This is a genomic window from Micromonospora sp. M51 (assembly GCF_018070305.1).
In the GTDB taxonomy this organism is placed as follows: Bacteria; Actinomycetota; Actinomycetes; order Mycobacteriales; family Micromonosporaceae; genus Micromonospora; species Micromonospora parva.
The window spans coordinates 1-15,781 of sequence record NZ_JAGPXZ010000045.1 but is presented as its reverse complement, the minus strand read 5'-3'; the positions used below and the strand labels follow the sequence as shown (position 1 = coordinate 15,781).

At 66.9% G+C, this 15,781-nt stretch carries 19 protein-coding genes and 1 pseudogene; 8 read left to right on the top strand and 12 right to left on the bottom strand.

What is annotated here, in order from left to right:
* Positions 1-171: 171 nt before the first annotated feature.
* Together KBX53_RS04670 and KBX53_RS04665 are read right to left on the bottom strand one after the other, a co-directional pair.
* Positions 172-537: a barstar family protein gene (locus KBX53_RS04670; RefSeq protein ID WP_051708073.1), complete on the bottom strand. Its 366-nt coding sequence runs from the start codon at positions 535-537 to the stop codon at positions 172-174.
* An 82-nt stretch (positions 538-619) separates the two neighbouring features.
* Complete coding sequence (locus KBX53_RS04665; protein WP_030327473.1) at positions 620-1,057, bottom strand: ribonuclease domain-containing protein; 438 nt, start codon at positions 1,055-1,057, stop codon at positions 620-622.
* A gap of 295 nt (positions 1,058-1,352) precedes the next feature.
* Here KBX53_RS04665 and KBX53_RS04660 point away from each other — a divergent pair, with 295 nt between their 5' ends.
* The gene (locus tag KBX53_RS04660; RefSeq protein WP_210857916.1) at positions 1,353-2,201 is read left to right on the top strand and encodes a hypothetical protein; all 849 of its coding nucleotides are present in this window, start codon (positions 1,353-1,355) and stop codon (positions 2,199-2,201) included.
* An 80-nt stretch (positions 2,202-2,281) separates the two neighbouring features.
* Entirely contained in the window at positions 2,282-2,848 is a 567-nt protein-coding gene (locus KBX53_RS04655; protein ID WP_210857915.1) for a hypothetical protein, read from the top strand.
* A 45-nt stretch (positions 2,849-2,893) separates the two neighbouring features.
* Here the strand turns inward: KBX53_RS04655 and KBX53_RS04650 are convergent, their stop codons facing one another.
* The gene (locus KBX53_RS04650; protein ID WP_210857914.1) at positions 2,894-3,148 is read right to left on the bottom strand and encodes a hypothetical protein; all 255 of its coding nucleotides are present in this window, start codon (positions 3,146-3,148) and stop codon (positions 2,894-2,896) included.
* 117 nt (positions 3,149-3,265) lie between these two features.
* Between KBX53_RS04650 and KBX53_RS37260 the strand changes: the two are divergent.
* A pseudogene (locus tag KBX53_RS37260) lies at positions 3,266-3,493 on the top strand (helix-turn-helix domain-containing protein); the annotation flags it as partial.
* A gap of 366 nt (positions 3,494-3,859) precedes the next feature.
* Positions 3,860-4,633: a hypothetical protein gene (locus tag KBX53_RS36155; RefSeq protein ID WP_247675107.1), complete on the top strand. Its 774-nt coding sequence runs from the start codon at positions 3,860-3,862 to the stop codon at positions 4,631-4,633.
* 47 nt (positions 4,634-4,680) lie between these two features.
* Here the strand turns inward: KBX53_RS36155 and KBX53_RS04640 are convergent, their stop codons facing one another.
* Both KBX53_RS04640 and KBX53_RS04635 read right to left on the bottom strand, forming a co-directional pair.
* Positions 4,681-5,259 carry a hypothetical protein gene (locus KBX53_RS04640; RefSeq protein ID WP_210857912.1) on the bottom strand — a complete coding sequence of 193 codons (579 nt, stop codon included), beginning with the start codon at positions 5,257-5,259 and terminating at the stop codon, positions 4,681-4,683.
* 116 nt (positions 5,260-5,375) lie between these two features.
* On the bottom strand, positions 5,376-5,615 hold the full coding sequence (locus tag KBX53_RS04635) for a winged helix-turn-helix domain-containing protein (protein ID WP_089020718.1): 240 nt from the start codon (positions 5,613-5,615) through the stop codon (positions 5,376-5,378).
* A gap of 314 nt (positions 5,616-5,929) precedes the next feature.
* Here KBX53_RS04635 and KBX53_RS04630 point away from each other — a divergent pair, with 314 nt between their 5' ends.
* Positions 5,930-6,223 carry a DivIVA domain-containing protein gene (locus KBX53_RS04630; protein WP_309140710.1) on the top strand — a complete coding sequence of 98 codons (294 nt, stop codon included), beginning with the start codon at positions 5,930-5,932 and terminating at the stop codon, positions 6,221-6,223.
* Positions 6,220-6,387 (top strand): hypothetical protein, encoded by a 168-nt coding sequence (locus KBX53_RS04625; protein ID WP_245233469.1) that lies wholly within the window; start codon positions 6,220-6,222, stop codon positions 6,385-6,387. Before KBX53_RS04630 ends, KBX53_RS04625 begins: the two co-directional genes overlap by 4 nt.
* A gap of 98 nt (positions 6,388-6,485) precedes the next feature.
* Here KBX53_RS04625 and KBX53_RS04620 read toward each other — a convergent pair whose 3' ends face one another.
* The 4 genes from KBX53_RS04620 to KBX53_RS04605 form a co-directional block, all read right to left on the bottom strand.
* Complete coding sequence (locus tag KBX53_RS04620) at positions 6,486-7,010, bottom strand: carboxymuconolactone decarboxylase family protein (RefSeq protein ID WP_081883647.1); 525 nt, start codon at positions 7,008-7,010, stop codon at positions 6,486-6,488.
* Between the two features lie 192 nt (positions 7,011-7,202).
* A complete protein-coding gene (locus KBX53_RS04615) occupies positions 7,203-8,075 on the bottom strand; it encodes a hypothetical protein (protein WP_156057203.1) in 873 nt (290 codons plus the stop codon).
* Positions 8,076-8,088: 13 nt separating this feature from the next.
* Positions 8,089-9,783, bottom strand: a complete 1,695-nt coding sequence (locus KBX53_RS04610) for a hypothetical protein (RefSeq protein WP_030327464.1) — start codon at positions 9,781-9,783, stop codon at positions 8,089-8,091.
* A gap of 572 nt (positions 9,784-10,355) precedes the next feature.
* Positions 10,356-11,144: a hypothetical protein gene (locus KBX53_RS04605; protein ID WP_210857911.1), complete on the bottom strand. Its 789-nt coding sequence runs from the start codon at positions 11,142-11,144 to the stop codon at positions 10,356-10,358.
* Between the two features lie 168 nt (positions 11,145-11,312).
* On the opposite strand from KBX53_RS04605, the gene KBX53_RS04600 reads away from it, so the two are divergent.
* Together KBX53_RS04600 and KBX53_RS04595 are read left to right on the top strand one after the other, a co-directional pair.
* Positions 11,313-11,837: a hypothetical protein gene (locus KBX53_RS04600; protein WP_210857910.1), complete on the top strand. Its 525-nt coding sequence runs from the start codon at positions 11,313-11,315 to the stop codon at positions 11,835-11,837.
* Between the two features lie 214 nt (positions 11,838-12,051).
* Complete coding sequence (locus tag KBX53_RS04595; protein WP_247675106.1) at positions 12,052-12,693, top strand: Crp/Fnr family transcriptional regulator; 642 nt, start codon at positions 12,052-12,054, stop codon at positions 12,691-12,693.
* Between the two features lie 147 nt (positions 12,694-12,840).
* On the opposite strand, the gene KBX53_RS04590 is transcribed toward KBX53_RS04595, so the two are convergent.
* The 3 genes from KBX53_RS04590 to KBX53_RS37095 all read right to left on the bottom strand — a co-directional run bounded on the left by KBX53_RS04590 (position 12,841) and on the right by KBX53_RS37095 (position 15,412).
* Positions 12,841-13,179, bottom strand: a complete 339-nt coding sequence (locus KBX53_RS04590; RefSeq protein ID WP_210857908.1) for a hypothetical protein — start codon at positions 13,177-13,179, stop codon at positions 12,841-12,843.
* Between the two features lie 52 nt (positions 13,180-13,231).
* Positions 13,232-14,665 carry a hypothetical protein gene (locus KBX53_RS04585; RefSeq protein ID WP_210857907.1) on the bottom strand — a complete coding sequence of 478 codons (1,434 nt, stop codon included), beginning with the start codon at positions 14,663-14,665 and terminating at the stop codon, positions 13,232-13,234.
* A 114-nt stretch (positions 14,666-14,779) separates the two neighbouring features.
* Entirely contained in the window at positions 14,780-15,412 is a 633-nt protein-coding gene (locus KBX53_RS37095) for a restriction endonuclease (RefSeq protein ID WP_210857906.1), read from the bottom strand.
* Positions 15,413-15,781: the final 369 nt, after the last annotated feature.

The window sequence follows — 15,781 nt, the reverse complement described above, 5'->3', positions numbered from 1 at the left end:
CGGGGCGGTGTCGCTGACGCGCGACATACCTCAGAGTCATATTTATACCTCTGGGTCATATCGCTCAGCCGACCATGCGCCTCCAGACGCCGTCACCCACGGTGAGACGCCGTCGACTCTGCGAATGACAGCCGGCCCACCGCGAGGCGGGAGAGTCGGCGGGAGGTGCGATCAGAAGGGCGAGACCTCGCCGAGGACGACGCGCAGCGGGTGGGGCGCGGTGGTGGCGAGGTCGCCGAGCACGGTGAGCAGCAGGGCGTACTGCTCGGCCGGCTCGTCGACGAGCAACTGACCGGCGTCGCTGACTACCAGGGTAAGCGGTCCGGCGTCCAGCCGATCCCGGAGCGCGTCGGCGAGGGCGTCCCAGGTGTGTCCGAGGTGGGTCGGCAGGGCCAGCGCGTCGGCCAGCGCGGCGAAGAGCGCGGGCCGGGTCCGGGTGGCCGCACCGCGCAGCACCACGGCGTCCGGCACCTCCTGCGCGCCGGCACGGGACACCGTCAACCAGTCCGGCCATCGCCTGTCGTCATGGTCGGCCATCACGTGCCTCCTGGTCCTGGCGGGCACCGAAACCGCGTGGTCGGCCGGCCGCGAAGACACGACCGGCCGACGCCCGGGCCGGTCAGAGCCGGTAGAAGTCGGTGTAGTGGTTGGGCGAGAACCAGGTGACCCCGGTGCTGCGGTTCACCACGATCCGGTACGCGTCCCGGGCGGCGCCCTGGGTCCGCGGGTAGACGTCGTACTCGTAGTAGGTGGCGTTGGTGGGCAGTTGACCCTCGTAGTTGTAGAACTGGCCACCGGCGAAATTGGACTTCCCGCCGCTCCAGGAGTACCAGCCACGGCTGGTCGGGAACCCCTTGGCGGACCAGCCCGAGCGGGCGGTGCGGGCGTCCGCGCAGCGGCTCATGGTGCAGGAGCTGTAGACCGCCGCCGACGCCGGGTCGGTCAACCGGGGGGTGACCACGGACGGGCCGACGAGCGCGGCGGCGACCATGGCGAGGAGCAGGGCGACGCTGGTGGTACGCCGGCGGATCGCGCCGAGCGTGGCCAGCGGGGACACGAGGGTGGACACAGGCTGCCTCCAGACCATCCAATCCATCGATCCGCGTGATTGTCGGACCAGGACCAGTCTCACCGTTGCCGGTCGACGGCGACAGCCCTTGCCGCCCCAACGTCGCCACAATGCTCGGTGAACCCCGGACGACCCTCTCCCCTCCGGAGGCCCGGCCCCCGTCGCACCCCCGGGCCCGAATGGGTGTGACCGCTTCGCCGCGGCGTCACGTCGGCGTGGCGGCGACCAGATCGGTTACCCGTTGTTAGCGTGGGACGCGAATCCGTGACCAGGGAGGGGTGGTATGTCCGACGCCCCCGACGGCAGGCCGAGACCGGCGGAGCCGCGGCGGCACTGGGCAATCCGCAGCCTCACCGCCACCCGCGACACGAGCGTCCGCAGTTGGCGGTGGTGGGCGCGAAACTGGGATCGACTGGTGGCGGCCCTCCAGGACGAGGAGCCGGTCGGGTTGGCCGCGCCCGCGACGCCGTCCGGCCCGCTCGTCGAGCAGCGCACCGCGCCCCGGCAGATCGTGGTGCCCGCCCAGGGTTACGTGTACTCCTTCCACATCCGCGCGACGTTCGCCTGGTCGTCGACGGTCAGCCTGCGCGCCGAGGTGCTGACCTGGTACGCCGACTACTTCATGCCGCAGGCGATCCAGCGCCTGACCCGGCTCGCCGCCGACGCCGCCCGGGAGTTGGCCCCCCACCGTGCGGCGGAGCTGGAGATGCAACTGCAACAGACGCTCGCCGCGCAGGGCCCCTGGCGCTACCAGCGGGGCGACCTTGAGGTCAGCTGCGCGCCGGACGTCGCCGTCCGGCTCGACGAGCACATCAGACGAGCGGTTCAGCCACAGATCGATCGGCTGGTCACCCTCGAATGCCGCCTCGAAGAGCACCTGCGGCAGGCGCGGTACGCCGAAGAACTCAGCCGCCGGTGGGTGGCGATCCTGGACGACCACCTGGCGGTGGCCGGCGGCGACCCGGAGCTGGCCACCGCGCGCCAGCACATGCTCAGCAGACAGCGCGACGCCGTCCGGTGGATCGACGAACTGCTGGCCCAGCGCCGCCGCCCGCAGCAGGGTCAGTTCGCCTCGCCGACCGTCGCACCCCGACCGAGTGGCCTCGACACCGGCGGTGACCTGCCAGGTTGAGGCAGCCCAGCGAGCAACCAGCTGTCAGATTTTTGTCATTCTCGACGCCTTGATCGGCGTGCAAACATCGAAATGGGACGGTGGGCGGCTCGGTCGGCGCTCAGTACTATCCGCTGGATCCTGGCCAGCACTCGCCGGAGCGCGACGAGAAGGCGCGGGCCCTCTACGCGGCCGCGCGGATGGTCATCGAGTCGGCGAACGAGGACGGCGACTCCCGCATTTACGCGGTCAACTCATTCGTGGAAGTCGGCGTCCAACCTGGCGACGTTCACGTGAAAGATCACAGCCTGCGCTACCTCGAATCACTCAACCGGAAGCTCGGCAAGGTCGCCTACCACCGCATCGTGCAGCTTTCGCACTTCGACATGGCCTGCTTGGAGCGCCACCCCGACGAATCAATCGCAGAGCTCGTGGCAGAGAACTACCTGGCGCACTATCGGGAAATCGTCAAAGCCGGCCAGCAGGGCAAGGAAGCAGTACTGGAGGCGGTGCTCGGCAAGTACCCGACCTGTTTCGTCCTCCTCCAGAACGCCGCAGACGGAAAGTACGGCGGCCGGCTGATCTGGCAGATGCACCAACACGTCGACGGGCGGCCGCGCGAGGACATCGTCGAACTCACATCCGGCGAGCACCAGTCGACCAGGTAGGGGAAAGGTAGGCGGTCAGCGGTCCAGGCGCACAGGTCGCGGGTGTCACTGTTGGTCATGGCGACGAGAGTGGCTGGCAGCGAGGCCGACCAGCGCAGTGACGATGGCTCCAACCGCGGCGACCGCAGCGGTTGCCGTGCCTTCAGGGCCGTTCAACGCGACCACCAGAAGCACCCCAGTGGCCGACGCACCGATAGCCAGGGCGCGACCCACTACGTTTGACGATTGATCACTTCGCGCCGGCTTCTCCGACTCATCCATCACGACTCCCAACGAGTAGCGTTCGATCACGTTCAGCACAGCATTGGTGTGCGTGTGCGAGCACTCGGCCTGTCATATTGCGAAACAGCCTTGCGTGAGACGTCATTCACGCAACACAGTCGACAAAGGCAACATCGGGGCCGAACGGAGGCCGCCATGGGCGCGGACCGTCGCTGGTACGAGCTACCGGAGGCCAGGCAAGCGGCCTCCACGGGAGACTTCGGCGTGTTGCTGCGGGTAGCCCGTACCGCTGCTCGGCTCACCCTCGCAGAGGCCGGTCAGCGCTGCGGATATTCGGCAGCGACCCTCTCCCGGATCGAGCGTGGCCGCCAGCCGCTGACAGACGTCACGGTGTTGCGTCGCCTCGCTGAGATCTTCGACATTCCGCCGGAGTTGTTCGGACTCGCAGGAGGAGGCGGCCCGACATTCAACCGTCTCGGTGGCTCACTGGATAGGGTGCACGGTGAAGAGCCATCGCGCGAGGCGGGAGATGGTCCGGTGCGACGACGTGACGTGCTCGGCGGCCTGGCAGGCATCGTGGGCGCTGCCATTCCCGGGACGGATGACGGACCGGCCGCGGTGCCGGGCCGAGTCGTCAGCAGCCTTGAGGACGCTCTACTGGGGAACGCACCGCCCCCAACCGGCCCCGTTGGCACAGCGTCGATACGCGCGGCGCTCGGGACCGCCTGGTCCGACTTCCACGCCTGCCGGTACGCCCGATTATCGTCACGGCTCTCGGGCCTGGTGTCGATGGCAACGGCTGCGCGCGTCACCGCCGACGTTGATGATCAGCCGACGGCGGCCAGCGCCCTGACCGAGACCTACCACCTGGCAACGCAGGTGCTCATCAAGCTGCACGAGGACGGCATGGCGTGGTCGGCCATGGACCGGGCCCGCCAGGCGGCGCGCGAAGCGGACGACCCACTGCTGACCGCAGAGACGGAACGGATCTCCGCGATCGTGCTACGACGCTCCCGGCACCGAGCCCGCGCAGAACAGACGGCGGTCAGCGCCGCCCAGGCCCTCGACGCCGGGACCGGCTTGACCTCGATTGAGCAGAGCTGCGCGTACGGGCGGCTGCTGGCGACAGCGGCATACACGGCAGCTCTCTCGGACCGCCGGGACACCGCTTGGGAGTTGCTGGCCGAGGCCGACGAGGCCAGCCGGCGGGCCGGAGCGGGCGGCGGTTTCGCGGAGGTCGACGTCGCGCTCTACAAGATCAGTGTCGCCCGAAGACTGGGTGACTTCGGAGCGGCGGTCGAATACGCCCGCGCACTACGCCCCGATCAGCTGGGCAACGTGGAGCGGCGGGCGCGGTACTGGGAAGACGTCGCGTTGGCCCTGTTCGGACGCGGTGCGCACGCGCAGGCGTACCAAGCGCTGCTCGCCGCCGAGCAGACGGCACCGCAGGAGGTCCGCTACCGACCGTGGGCTCAACAGCTCACCGACGCGCTGCTCAGCGCCGACCGCCGTCAGGCGTTACCCGGGCTCCGCAGCTTCGCCGCCCGCACCGGCGTCACCTGACCGCGCGGACTCGGTACCGCGTTGATCAGATTCGGGATGCGAGTGACTTACGTCGAACGGCCACTCTGGTAAACGATCCTGAAGCCGTAGTGCCGCGCCAGCGCCGCCCAGCGTGACGACTTAACCAGCCGCTCCACGCTGTCTACCTTGCCACCGTTGACCATGTTGTTGAGGACCACCGTCTCGAATGCCGCAGACTCGATCCAGTCGATCTCTTTGGTGAAACCACACAGCATCGCCGCCTTCGTCTCACGAAGGAACTCGGCGAGCGTGGTGTCCGAGGCGCGAAGCACCGAGCAACTTCCGAAATAGAACCGCTTACCCTCGCACTGACCTGACATCCAGCTCGCAATCTCGGCGAGCCCTACGGAGTGCGAACTGGACAAGTGCAGCCGGGTGGGCGAGCCGTGCAGCGCGAAGAAGCCGACCTGGTAGGCGGAGTACTTGCGAGACAACCACCGCTCCAGGAAGTAGCGCAGTTCCTGTGGAGTGGCGGTGTCACGGTGGATGAAGCGGATGCTGCCGAGCCGTTCAAGCAGTTCGAGGGTCGGCAGAACCGAACCCCGCTCCGCGAGATCGTCCTCCCACTCGCCCTCGAAGCAGAAGACACCACCTGGCTTCGCCACGCCGGCTCCCCTCGCCTGATCCCGGACGTCGACCCTAACGAATCCGATGGATCTCGGCGTACCGCTGATGGTCCGGTCGCCTTCGGTCCGTCCGTGGCCCCGGTCGAGCCGATCGTCTATGGCTCCCGCATCCAGGTCTTCGGGTCGGTCACGAAGACACCCTTGCCCTGCTGCCGCCGAATAACCCGCAGCGCCTCCAACCGGGCGTAGGCCATCTGCACGGTCCCGTGGCTGACGTCGTAGCGGGCACGCAGCTCAACGATCGAGGGCAGCTTGTCCCCCGGCTTCAACTTCTTCGACCTGACGTCGGCGATCACATCATCGGCGATGCGCCAGTAGTCCGGCACTTCTCGCATGGCTCTCCTCGCGTGGCAATCCGATTTGATCACACCGCGACTCACCTAACAAGCAGCGTTGACTCATCTGACATATCTAGTTATGTTGGTTCCGAGCTACTCCTCGCGTGGCAACGAGTTCGGCTCATCCCCTGGTCGGGGCGGGTGCGTGTGCCCGTCCCGACCCACCGGACTGCTCTGCTGTCGTACCGCCGAATGGGGCTGCGGCGACGGAGCGGGCGGGTCGCCCGCAGCCCCCGAGCGGACGGCCCGCCCTTCCGGACCCCCACCGCACGGACCTTCCGCGCTCCCGCCTGCCCTCAGAGAGGACCGCCGTGGCTCAGGTGTATCGAGGCGGCCAGCCCTACCCCGCCGGCTACCCAGGCCGGTTGACGCCGCACGAGGTGCGGACCCGCGAGTTTGCCGCATGCCGGCGCGGCGTCGACCCCGATGAGGTACGCGAGTTCCAGGCCCGGCTGGCCGACGAACTGGCCATGCTCAACGAGACGGTACGGCTGCTCAGCCAGGAGAACGACCGGATCAAGCGGGCGCTGCGCGACTGGCAGACCATGCACGCGCGGGAGTGCCCGCCGGCCCAGGAGCAGGGCCGCAACTCCGGCCACTGGTGACCACGCACCCCTGCCCCGGCGACCTGCTCATCATCGACGGCCGAGCATCGGTGCAGTTCGCCGGGGATCGCGCGCTGACCTTCCGCGTCGTCTCGGTCTGCGACCAGTCGACGTACGAGGGTTGGGTCTGGTTGACCGGCTACGTCCTCAACCCGCCGAGGTAACGCGACAGCCAGACGCGAAGTCTTCGTCCAACTCGCCGGCCTCCGCCGCGCTCCGGTACCCGCTGCGTCAACTCCGGGCAGGGAGCGTCTCGCTGGGCCTACCCGCCGAAGCTCAGCGCCTGCCGCAGATCCGCGTCCAGGCTCTCCTGGTACTGCGGATCGGGCTCGACCCCGGCAGCACTGAGGACGGTGCTGAAGAAGCATCTGGCGCCAACGGTGAGGATCACGCGGAATATGTCCGTGTCATCGAGACCGTGAGCGCGCAGGTCCTCAACGTCGGCCTCAGTGACGGAGTTCGCATCGGCCGCGACCTTGCCGGCGAAGTTGACGACGGCGACCTCCTGCGCGGAGAGGCCGGCGCTGCCGTGATCCGACGCGATGGCGGCGACAGTCGCCGCGTCGAAGAACTTGTCGCGCAGGACCTTTCCATGTGCCAGACCGCAGTAGGAGGATTTCAGGGCCCGGGCCGCGGCAAGGGTCACCAACTCATAGCGGCGCAACTCCATCCCGTCCTTCACCGCACCGTTGAGCTGCTGCCATGCCAGATACGCCGCCGGATTGTGGGCGAACAACCTGGTGTAGTTGGGCAGGTAGCCCATCGCCTTCGTGTCGGTGTCGAACATCCGCTCGGTGTCCGGGGACCGCTCTGCCTGCCGTAGGAAACTCATCCGGCTCCTCCCTGTTCGGACCCGGACGGTACGCCGTTGGGGCTGCGGACGCTGTCGGGAAAACGGCCCTGCGCGGAGGGTCGAACGCTGCCCGCGCTGAGCGCGGTCTCCAACGTCGGCTTCGGGGCATTCCCGTCCGACCTTCTATCACGGCCTACCCGCTGGCGGTGCTGCGTGCCGACCGTTTCCGTTCATCTCGGAAGCCTCAGGAGTCGCGGTCGCCTCGTCCCGGAGGATGTCGTCGAGAAGCTTGATGATCTCTGCGGCCTCGTGCTCTTCCAAGGGCTGCCCGACTCGGCCGCTACGGCGCAGGGCTTCCTCCAGTAGGGCCGCCAGACGCTCGACGTTTGACCGTTCCTCCTTGAGGACGAATTGGTCGAGGACGTTGGCAAGCTCCTGGTCGGTGAGGCGGAGGGCGGCGGGCGCCAGTGGGCTCAGGCGTAGGCGATCGATCAGAGCGACCCAGCGTTGAGTCAGCTGGTCGGTCAGTTGGATCCGCCGAATCCGCAGCTCGTGTTCGCTCTCTTCCCGGAGCCGCTGCAGGTGGACGTGCCGGAGTTCTGCCTTCACGTCCTCGTCGAGCTTCACCCGCACCTCTGGCTTGCAGTGCAATACGACACCCTGACGCTCGTAACGCCGACGACCGCGAGAAAGCTCACGGTTGAGCTGAATCTCCAGGGCGCCTGCCTGGTGAGGATGGAAATGTCGAGCGAGGTCCGCCGCCTTGTGTTCGACGTCGCGACGGGCGAGGTCCGCGAACTGCAGCGACCACGCGCCGAGCTGATCCTCCCTCAAACCTTCCGAGTACCAGGTAAGAGCCACGTGTATTTCGAACGAGAAAACATGACCCCGAGCTGGCACGATGACCGGCCTGGGGTGGCGGCGGCGTTGGGTGAGGTCGGGTGCCGGCGGTCGGTCCCAATAGCTGAACGCCGCTCGAAAATGGGTCAGCAGGCGGCGAACGGGGCCGGCGCCCTGGGGAGGTTCAGATTTGGGAGGAATCTGGTTATCGGCGGTCACAGTGGCTCCTGGATCAGGCGAGGGAAGTGGATGTCGTTGGGGCCTTGGAGAGCCAGTAGTTCAGCCGGGAGCGGATCGCGGGTTCAGCGGCAAGCCTCATCGCGAGCGCTCGGACCGGCTCCCTGAGTCGTGCGTCGCTGGCGCCACTGCGTAACCAAGCCGCGAGGCGCCGCCACGCGGCGACGGAGCATCCGGGATCGAGGAGTACGACTCGCCACAGCGTGGCCACCCGATCGACCATGGATGGCTGGGCCTCCAGGAGAGCCACGAGCTGATCAACTCGCTCGGTGAGTGGCTCCTCCAGCCAGTTCAGGAAGGCGAGGGTGGCACCAGCGCGGAGAGTCACGCCGTCGCTTTCGAGCCACCAGGAAAGGACGTTGATCGTCCATGCGCTGCCATACTTTCGAGACAGATTATCGATCGCGTCCGTGACGGTCCAGATGGACGACGCGTTGGCATTTGCTGCCACGGCAGTGAGGGCGCGTGCGGTCTGGAAGGGGTGCCGTGGCGTGTAGCCCATCCCCCACACCATCGCTGCGGTGTCTCGTTCGAACGCCGACCTGGAGTGGGCGAGCCATTCGAGCTTCTTACCCACGTCTGCCCTGACCTGAGAGCTCACCGTCAAGCCAACCGGCACCGCACCGTCGAGGTTTGCGGCGGAAGCCATGGCGGCTGCGGCTGCCTTCCGCCTCCCGCGCCTTCGATCCCTCGCCCATCGCCGAATCACCTCCTCGTAGACCTGCTCAAAGTCATGAGTGGCAAAGATCGCGGCGGCGACGGCGGCGCAGTTGCTGAACCCTGGGGCGGGATGGGCGGCGAGTTCGTCGATCCATTCGATGAGGGCCGGACGGGTGTTGTCGAAATCGTTCCAGGCAACGTCGAGGATCGCCCTCACCATCTCGGGCTTTATATGGGCCACTCTCGCCTTCGTATGCGGAGACTCTCCCTCCATGGCTCTGTCGTGCCAGTCAGCTCCGAGTTCCTGACCCAGCAGGGCCGGCATGTCGTTGAGCAGGGCGGGTCGGCCGATGGCCGGCTCATTGAAGAGTCGATCGAGTTTTCCGAGCAGCAGACCAGCACCCTCTGAAACCCGCGCCATGGATTGTCCAGCGAACACAGCGTAGGCGATCCGCAGCGCTCGTCTATGTTGTGCGGGTCTGTTCTGAAAAACCGGTTCTTTGTCGTCGGGCAGCAAGAGGATCTGCCGCGCCTTATCGCGGTACCGCTTGTTCTCAGATGGCAGCAGCGCAACGAAACCATGAGCGTCTGCCGGGAGTTCACGCGCGATCGTTTCCGCGTGCAGGACGCACTCACCCGGTCTCGTCAGCAGATCAATTAACCTGCTCACCTCTGGTGTGATCATCTGGACCGTGTACGCTCTCCCGCAACTGCGATCACAATCGATGCAGTTGCCAACGCATTTCTCTCTGAGGTAATACAAGAGATGCTGACGGAAGACCTCTACGCGCGAGACTGATGAGTGGTGGAACACCTCCGCCCGATGGAGGGACGCCTCGGACTCCTCCGTGTCACGAATTATGACCCCGCTACATTCGTTCTCGTGAAACGCCGCCTCGATAGATCGGACGGCGCTCCGGACCTGCCGACCGCCAACCTTGATGATGTAACCAACACCCTTCTCCAGAAAATCGGGCTGCTCACGGATCAATCGGACGTCGTCCAATCCGGGAGGCATCACGATCTCCATGACCTCGTCGGATCCAATATGCTCTGCGAGAGCGACGCAGGCGACCGTCGAACGACCGCTGCCCACTGGTCCAGCAAGTCCCACTACTGGGTAACGACGCAACCGATCCTGCAACTCACCGAAGTGGGCTGGGCGCACGAAGGTGTGACGCCTCGCGGTCAGGTCGCTGATTCGGTCGGCGAAGAACCTCGGCTTCGAGTTGCCCTGCCCTAGATTCAGATTTCCGATGACCGTCGCCCGATCGCCGAACGCACTGGGACCAGCGTTGCTCAAGTCCTCGATCCGGAACCCACTGCCCCTGCGTGACGTGAAGGAGCGAAGGGTGGGATTGGCGCGAATGAAATCGTCGGGCGAGTCGCGATCATCATTCCGCTCGTCGGATACCTCTGTCGGGCCTTCCGAATCGCGATGGCCTCTGTCATCCGAGTTCGCCTCGCGCTGCGTACCCTGCTCTGGAACAGCTCGCGACTCCGCTGAATCTGGGCTCTGCGGCGCAGCCGGCGCAGCCGAATCGGCGGCTGGCTCGACCGCCGGCGCACCCGCCTGCACCGCCCCTGTTGCGGACTCCGGGCTCACTGTCGCCCCTGCCGATGAGCTTGTGCATCCCCCGTGCCCCACGCTCGGCCATGGTCACCGAAGACGCTCGGACCGTGGTTGACTACCGAGCCGAAGGCGAATCGGCTGCCACTCGTCGGCTCGGCCCCGGCTCGCTCGGTTCCGCCCAGGTCAGTCCGAGGGGCTGGTGTCGAGGCGTCGACAGATGCGATTGGCGCCGCGTTGACGTTCTCATCGGGAATGAAGATCCAGGCCTCATCGCCGAACGACTTGACGCGAACGCTGACCCGACCGTAACGCTCCTTCCGTATCCCGCTGTACGACTGGCTCACCACGTCCTGATAGATCGTTGAAGACACAATCATCGCTACCGCCGCCTCGGGGAACGAGGCTAACGCCTCCTTCAGCGCGGGCGCCTCCACCAGGCGAGCCGCAGTCACCACTGCTGATCCGGCGTAACCGTTCTCGGTCCTCGTCACAAGTCCCTGATGGAACGCGACCCGCATCCGCACCTGCGCATGCGCGCCGGCATCGCGATTGTGGTCGCGGAGGATCCGGTCGATGGCGGGTACGAGGTCGGCAACAAGCCGAGGCTCGGGCGTCCCGAGGGGAAAGAGCGCGAGTTCCCCATCCCCGGATGATTGGATCTCCCAGCCGTCCCGGTCCAGGCCGCACTGCTCGGCCGCCCTTCGCATGAGCGGGCGGAAGTTCATCTGGGCGTTGATCTGGCCGGCGTCGTCGTGCCGGCTGTAGCTCTCCATGTCGACGAACATGATCAATCTGCGGTCTGGCTGCAGCGTTGCCATTTTGCCTCCGCACGCTCGGCGCTCCTGGTCATGTCACTTATAGCGATGGCCAGCCGTGGGAAACCCGTCGAAGTACGGGTTGTCAGGAAGTAGCTGAGCATGTGTCGGATACGGGAGATCCCATATTCCTACGGACGTCGACGGCACCCCGTTGCCTTCACTGGATGCATGACCACCTCATCGCGCCATGTGAAACACCGCCGGTCCGACATGGAGGTAGATCGGGCACTCGCCGCGACCCGACTACACCAGGACGCCATCCGACACGCCGATGCCAAGATCTCTCGGCTGTTCGCCTTCCACGGCTCGGTGGTGGCGCTCATTGTCAGCAAGGCGCCTGCGGTCTTCCACCTCATGGATTCCCCCGTCCTATCCATCGTCGTCTCCGGGGTCGGCTCGCTCTTCGTGATCACTCTCCTGATCGCGGCGCGACACCTCGCCATCGGCTTCCGACCACAGACGTCCGGCCCCCGCTCGCCCAACAGGTTCGGGTTCCCAGCGCAGCCGACCGCCCGCATCGAGCCGCCACGCCTCGACGCGGGTCGGGAGGCCATCGAAGCATGGTCTCTGGCAACAGTTCTCGCGAACATCGCACTCAGGAAGCACCGGCGGGTGCAGGCGGCTGTGCCATGGAGCGTGGTGGCGAGTTGCGCCGCCGCAGTTTGGCTGGCCATTGCCCTGATGAGCGATTGAAAGAGGCAGTGCGGGCCTTCTCCCAGGATCCGCAATCAGAAATACTTGCATCCGTTGACTGCCCGTGCCTCATCCGACATGAGCAGGGTTGCCCGCCGACGAACGGGGTGCTGAGGTGCGACGCGACTACGAGCAGCCGCCGACTAGCCTTCGCTGGCCTCCTGGCACGCTGCTCGCGTGTCTCAGCCCGAAGACAAGAGCCAGCCTTCTCACGTTGGGAACAACCGTCTCGGTTAAAGCCGGGGACCACATCTTGCGGGAGGGAACCACCGGTAATCACTTGGTACTGCTCAGGGAAGCCGTAACAAAGGTAACCGTCAACATGGCAGATGGCCGTCAAACGCTCTTGGCGATCCGGGTCTCCGGTGACCTGGTCGGCGAAATCTCCGCGCTCAATGACACCCCACGGACGGCGACGGTCACGACGTGCGGTGCGGGATTGGTCACCGTCATCTACAAGCGAGAGTGGTATCCATTTCTACACGACCAGCCGGAGGCGGCGCTTGCCCTGGCGAGGACCACCGCGGCGCGCTTCCGGTGGGCGAACCGCCGCCGAGTCGACTTCACCGCCTACCCGGCAAAGATCCGCCTGGCACGCGTTCTGGCCGAGCTCTCGACGACGCACGGTGAGCCCATCAGCGACGGACGCACCGTCGGTGTGGCGCTGACTCAGCCGGAGTTGGCGTCACTCTGCGGTGCTGCGGAGCCTACGGTCGAGAAGGCCCTCCGCGAACTGCGGCACGCGGGAGTCATTCGGACCGGCTACCGGCAGATCGTCGTTCACGATCTGGCGCAGCTGCAACGTGTCGGCCACCTGGGAGACAGCGGTCCACACTGGTCGGCAAGTGCCAACTGACCCCCGTGCGGCTCACCGACACCGGCCAACCCGAGCTGCCGAGCGGTCGATCATCCGGTCCAGCCGAACCGCCACCTCACCCTGCCGACTGGGGCGCGCCTTCCTCGTGCTCGCCGGTTGAGGCCGGCAGGGCAACGTTCACATCCGCTACAGGCTGTTGACGGCCTGGGAGACGCGCAGCACGGCGTCGGCGACGGCGGTCACCGTTCCGGCGCCTGCCAGCAGGGCCGGTAGCAGGCCGCGGATGCCCTCCACGTTGGGGCGGGGCTCGGCGGCGTACGCCGCAGCCGTGCTCGCCAACTGGGTCAGCCGTTCGGCCTCACGAACCTCCGTCCGGTGCTTCGCGATCTCGTCGACCAGGGCAGCGACGAGCCCGGAAAGGTCCGAGCCTCGACTGAAATCGTTGCTCCGGTTGTGCACCTGCGCGTGGTCACCGAAGACGTTCGCCTCACCGTTGATGTCGCCGCTGAAGTTGAACTGACTCACTGACTCGTCCTTCCGGATCGCCCGCTGACCGGGTCTGCGGGACACCAACCGATCAGTCCGTCTGGTCGTCGCGATCGACATTCGTTACGCGTCCGTGGCTTCCGAAGATGTTGCCCCGGCCGGACACCTCTCCGATGTTGGTGATGTTGTTGATGATCCGCTGCTTTCCGGCGGCTATCTCGGACGTGTCGATGCCCTTGTCCGTCAGGAACGCGACCAGACAGTCGATCACTCCGCGCTGCATCCGCAACAGACAGTCGCGCACATCGGCGACTTCGAAATAGCTCTCGATGCTCGTGCTGGCCGCGAGTTCCCGGGCGCTGAACGGCGCCCCGTAGTCGTAGCGTCGCCCCTCCTGGAGCGCCTCGTAGTGCTGCTGCGTCCGCTCCTCGTGCGCTTCGGCCAGGTCGATGCCCCGGTCCGAGCGCAGGAACAGCTGGGCAAGGTAGGTGCGCCACGCCGCGAGGGCGAGGGCCGAGGTGGTCGAGCGCCCGTGAAGCGGGCTCAGATCCTCCCCGAACAGGCCGTAGAAGCCGGTGGCGGGCGCGGAGTCGCGACGGACGGGCGGCAGCACGAAGGCGGCGAACTCGCAGGACAGAATGCCCTGGTCGAGGGTGTAGCGGGCGAAGAGGGTGACGACGATCTGGCCACCGACGAGACTCTTCGCCAGACACACGTACGTCCTGGCCTGCTCCCCCGGCGCGTCGCTGCCCAGATCAACCCAGGACGTTTCCAGTCGGGACGGCGGGCGTACCTCGTCAGGGTGGAACAACCCCTCACAATCCGGCAGCACGTCCCCCCGCACGTAGATCCGCTTGGTGACCTCGATGTCGCTGAGCCCGAGCCGTGACCGGGCGAGCCGGATCAGATCGTCGTGCAGGTCGCGGATGGAGAAGGTCGCGGGTGGTCGCGTGCCGTCTTGATGCTTTTCTCGACCGCGGGTGACGTCGATGGGTGGCAGGGCCCAGCGGCCGATCTCGGTGCCGCTGCCGACGAACGGGTTGTCCGCGGCAACCTCGAAGACGATCATGTTGGCGTCCTGCAGGGCGGCGAGCTCGTCCTCCAGCTCGGACTCGACCTCTGGCGCCTGGGCGGCCAGCGCCTCCTCCTCCGCCATGGCGCCGATCGCCGCCGCGCGGGTCTCCTGGAGGCTGAGGAAGGTGGTGCGCCAGCCGACCCCGCACGCCACCGCGATGAGCGGCAGCGTGAGCAGCGCCGTCACCGGCCCGTCACGCCAGAGGAGCAGGATGCCCAGCCCGACCAGACCGAGTAGCGCGTAACGCGTCATCGCGACCGCGTCGTACAGCCTCCGCCAATGGGCGTCGGCGGCCTGGGCGTGGCGCACCAGCGCGACCGCGTCCACCCCGAAAGAGGGACACCATGCCTTCGGGTTGTCGAGGCTGTACAGCAGCAACACCTGTGCCGCCAGCGGCGGACGCAGATGCATGGCGCAGCACATCTGCCGGCTGGCCAGGTCCTTCGGCACCGAGGGCAGCGTCGACCCTCCGCCGCTAGGGCCGCTCAGTGGGTCGGCAACGTCTTTCGCACTGACACTTCTGGGAATGGACGGTGCCATGTCGAGACAGTAATTCTCGCACTGTCAATTCGCTGTCCTCGATCTTTCACTGCCGGACCGCAGCGGGGGAATCCCCGTCCAGGCCCACATCTGCAACGCGTGCCGGTCGATGAGATCGATGTTGAGCTGTCGGGCCAGTTGGAGGCCGTCGCCGGCGGTGAAGAAACTGTTCGTCACGAGTAGGCAGATCTCGCCACCGTGGATCACCCGGCAGGTGCCGGCGAACCGCTGGATCGCGGCGCTGCCCACCCGGTTGGTGACGCTCTGCCGCTTGCACTGCACCACGACCCGTCGGCCGTCGGGGGCTGCCGCGGTGACGTCGGCTCCCCGGTCAGCGGAGCCGCCGCACACCCGCACGTCGCGGAACCCGGAGGCGACCAGGAGCCGGGCGAACCACTGCTCGAACTCGGGGCCGCTCATCGTGTCGGTCACCGCTATCAACCGGTCCCGTTGGGCCTGGTCGGCCCGCTCGCGGGCCCGCTGCTTCGACACCATGACAACCACCGCGACCGCCGTCGCGACGACGACGCTCACCAGCAGCGCGGTCCAGTATGGATGGCGGCGCACGACGTCGACGACCGCGCGCAGGAGCACGAAGGCGACGACGGCACCCAGCGCCAGCAGCCAGCCGTTGGCCGAGCCGCCGCCACCGGCCACGCGGCGGACCGTCGACCTGCGCCGAACACTGCCGGCGCGCCGCCGTCGGTAGTGCGCCCGAACTCGCGCGCCGCCCTTCCTGGTGTGTGACCTGACGTACGGCACGAGGCACCTCCCCGGTCGAGGAAGCCCCAGTGTGGCGGCCGCGTGCGACACAACGGCTGTCGCTGCACCACTGACGGCGTCGGCGCGCTCGATGGTGGGATGAGCGCCAGCAGGCTCGGCCCGCCAGGACACCCCGCCCGCAGAGGACCCCGTCAGGTCCGGCGGGTCGCCAGGATGGCGAGGGTTTCCCGGCGCACCTCGTCGACCTCGTGTACGAGGCGGCGGTGGGCGAAGCGGACCACCAGGATCCCGATGGCCGCCAGG

Excerpts from the sequence above, each read along its gene's own strand:
- KBX53_RS04670 (WP_051708073.1), bottom strand. The coding sequence starts at position 537 with ATGGCCGACCATGACGACAGGCGATGGCCGGACTGGTTGACGGTGTCC.
- KBX53_RS04660 (WP_210857916.1), top strand. The coding sequence starts at position 1,353 with ATGTCCGACGCCCCCGACGGCAGGCCGAGACCGGCGGAGCCGCGGCGG.
- KBX53_RS36155 (WP_247675107.1), top strand. The coding sequence starts at position 3,860 with ATGGCAACGGCTGCGCGCGTCACCGCCGACGTTGATGATCAGCCGACG.
- KBX53_RS04635 (WP_089020718.1), bottom strand. The coding sequence starts at position 5,615 with ATGCGAGAAGTGCCGGACTACTGGCGCATCGCCGATGATGTGATCGCC.
- KBX53_RS04620 (WP_081883647.1), bottom strand. The coding sequence starts at position 7,010 with ATGTTCGACACCGACACGAAGGCGATGGGCTACCTGCCCAACTACACC.
- KBX53_RS04610 (WP_030327464.1), bottom strand. The coding sequence starts at position 9,783 with ATGGAGATCGTGATGCCTCCCGGATTGGACGACGTCCGATTGATCCGT.
- KBX53_RS04605 (WP_210857911.1), bottom strand. The coding sequence starts at position 11,144 with ATGGCAACGCTGCAGCCAGACCGCAGATTGATCATGTTCGTCGACATG.
- KBX53_RS04600 (WP_210857910.1), top strand. The coding sequence starts at position 11,313 with ATGACCACCTCATCGCGCCATGTGAAACACCGCCGGTCCGACATGGAG.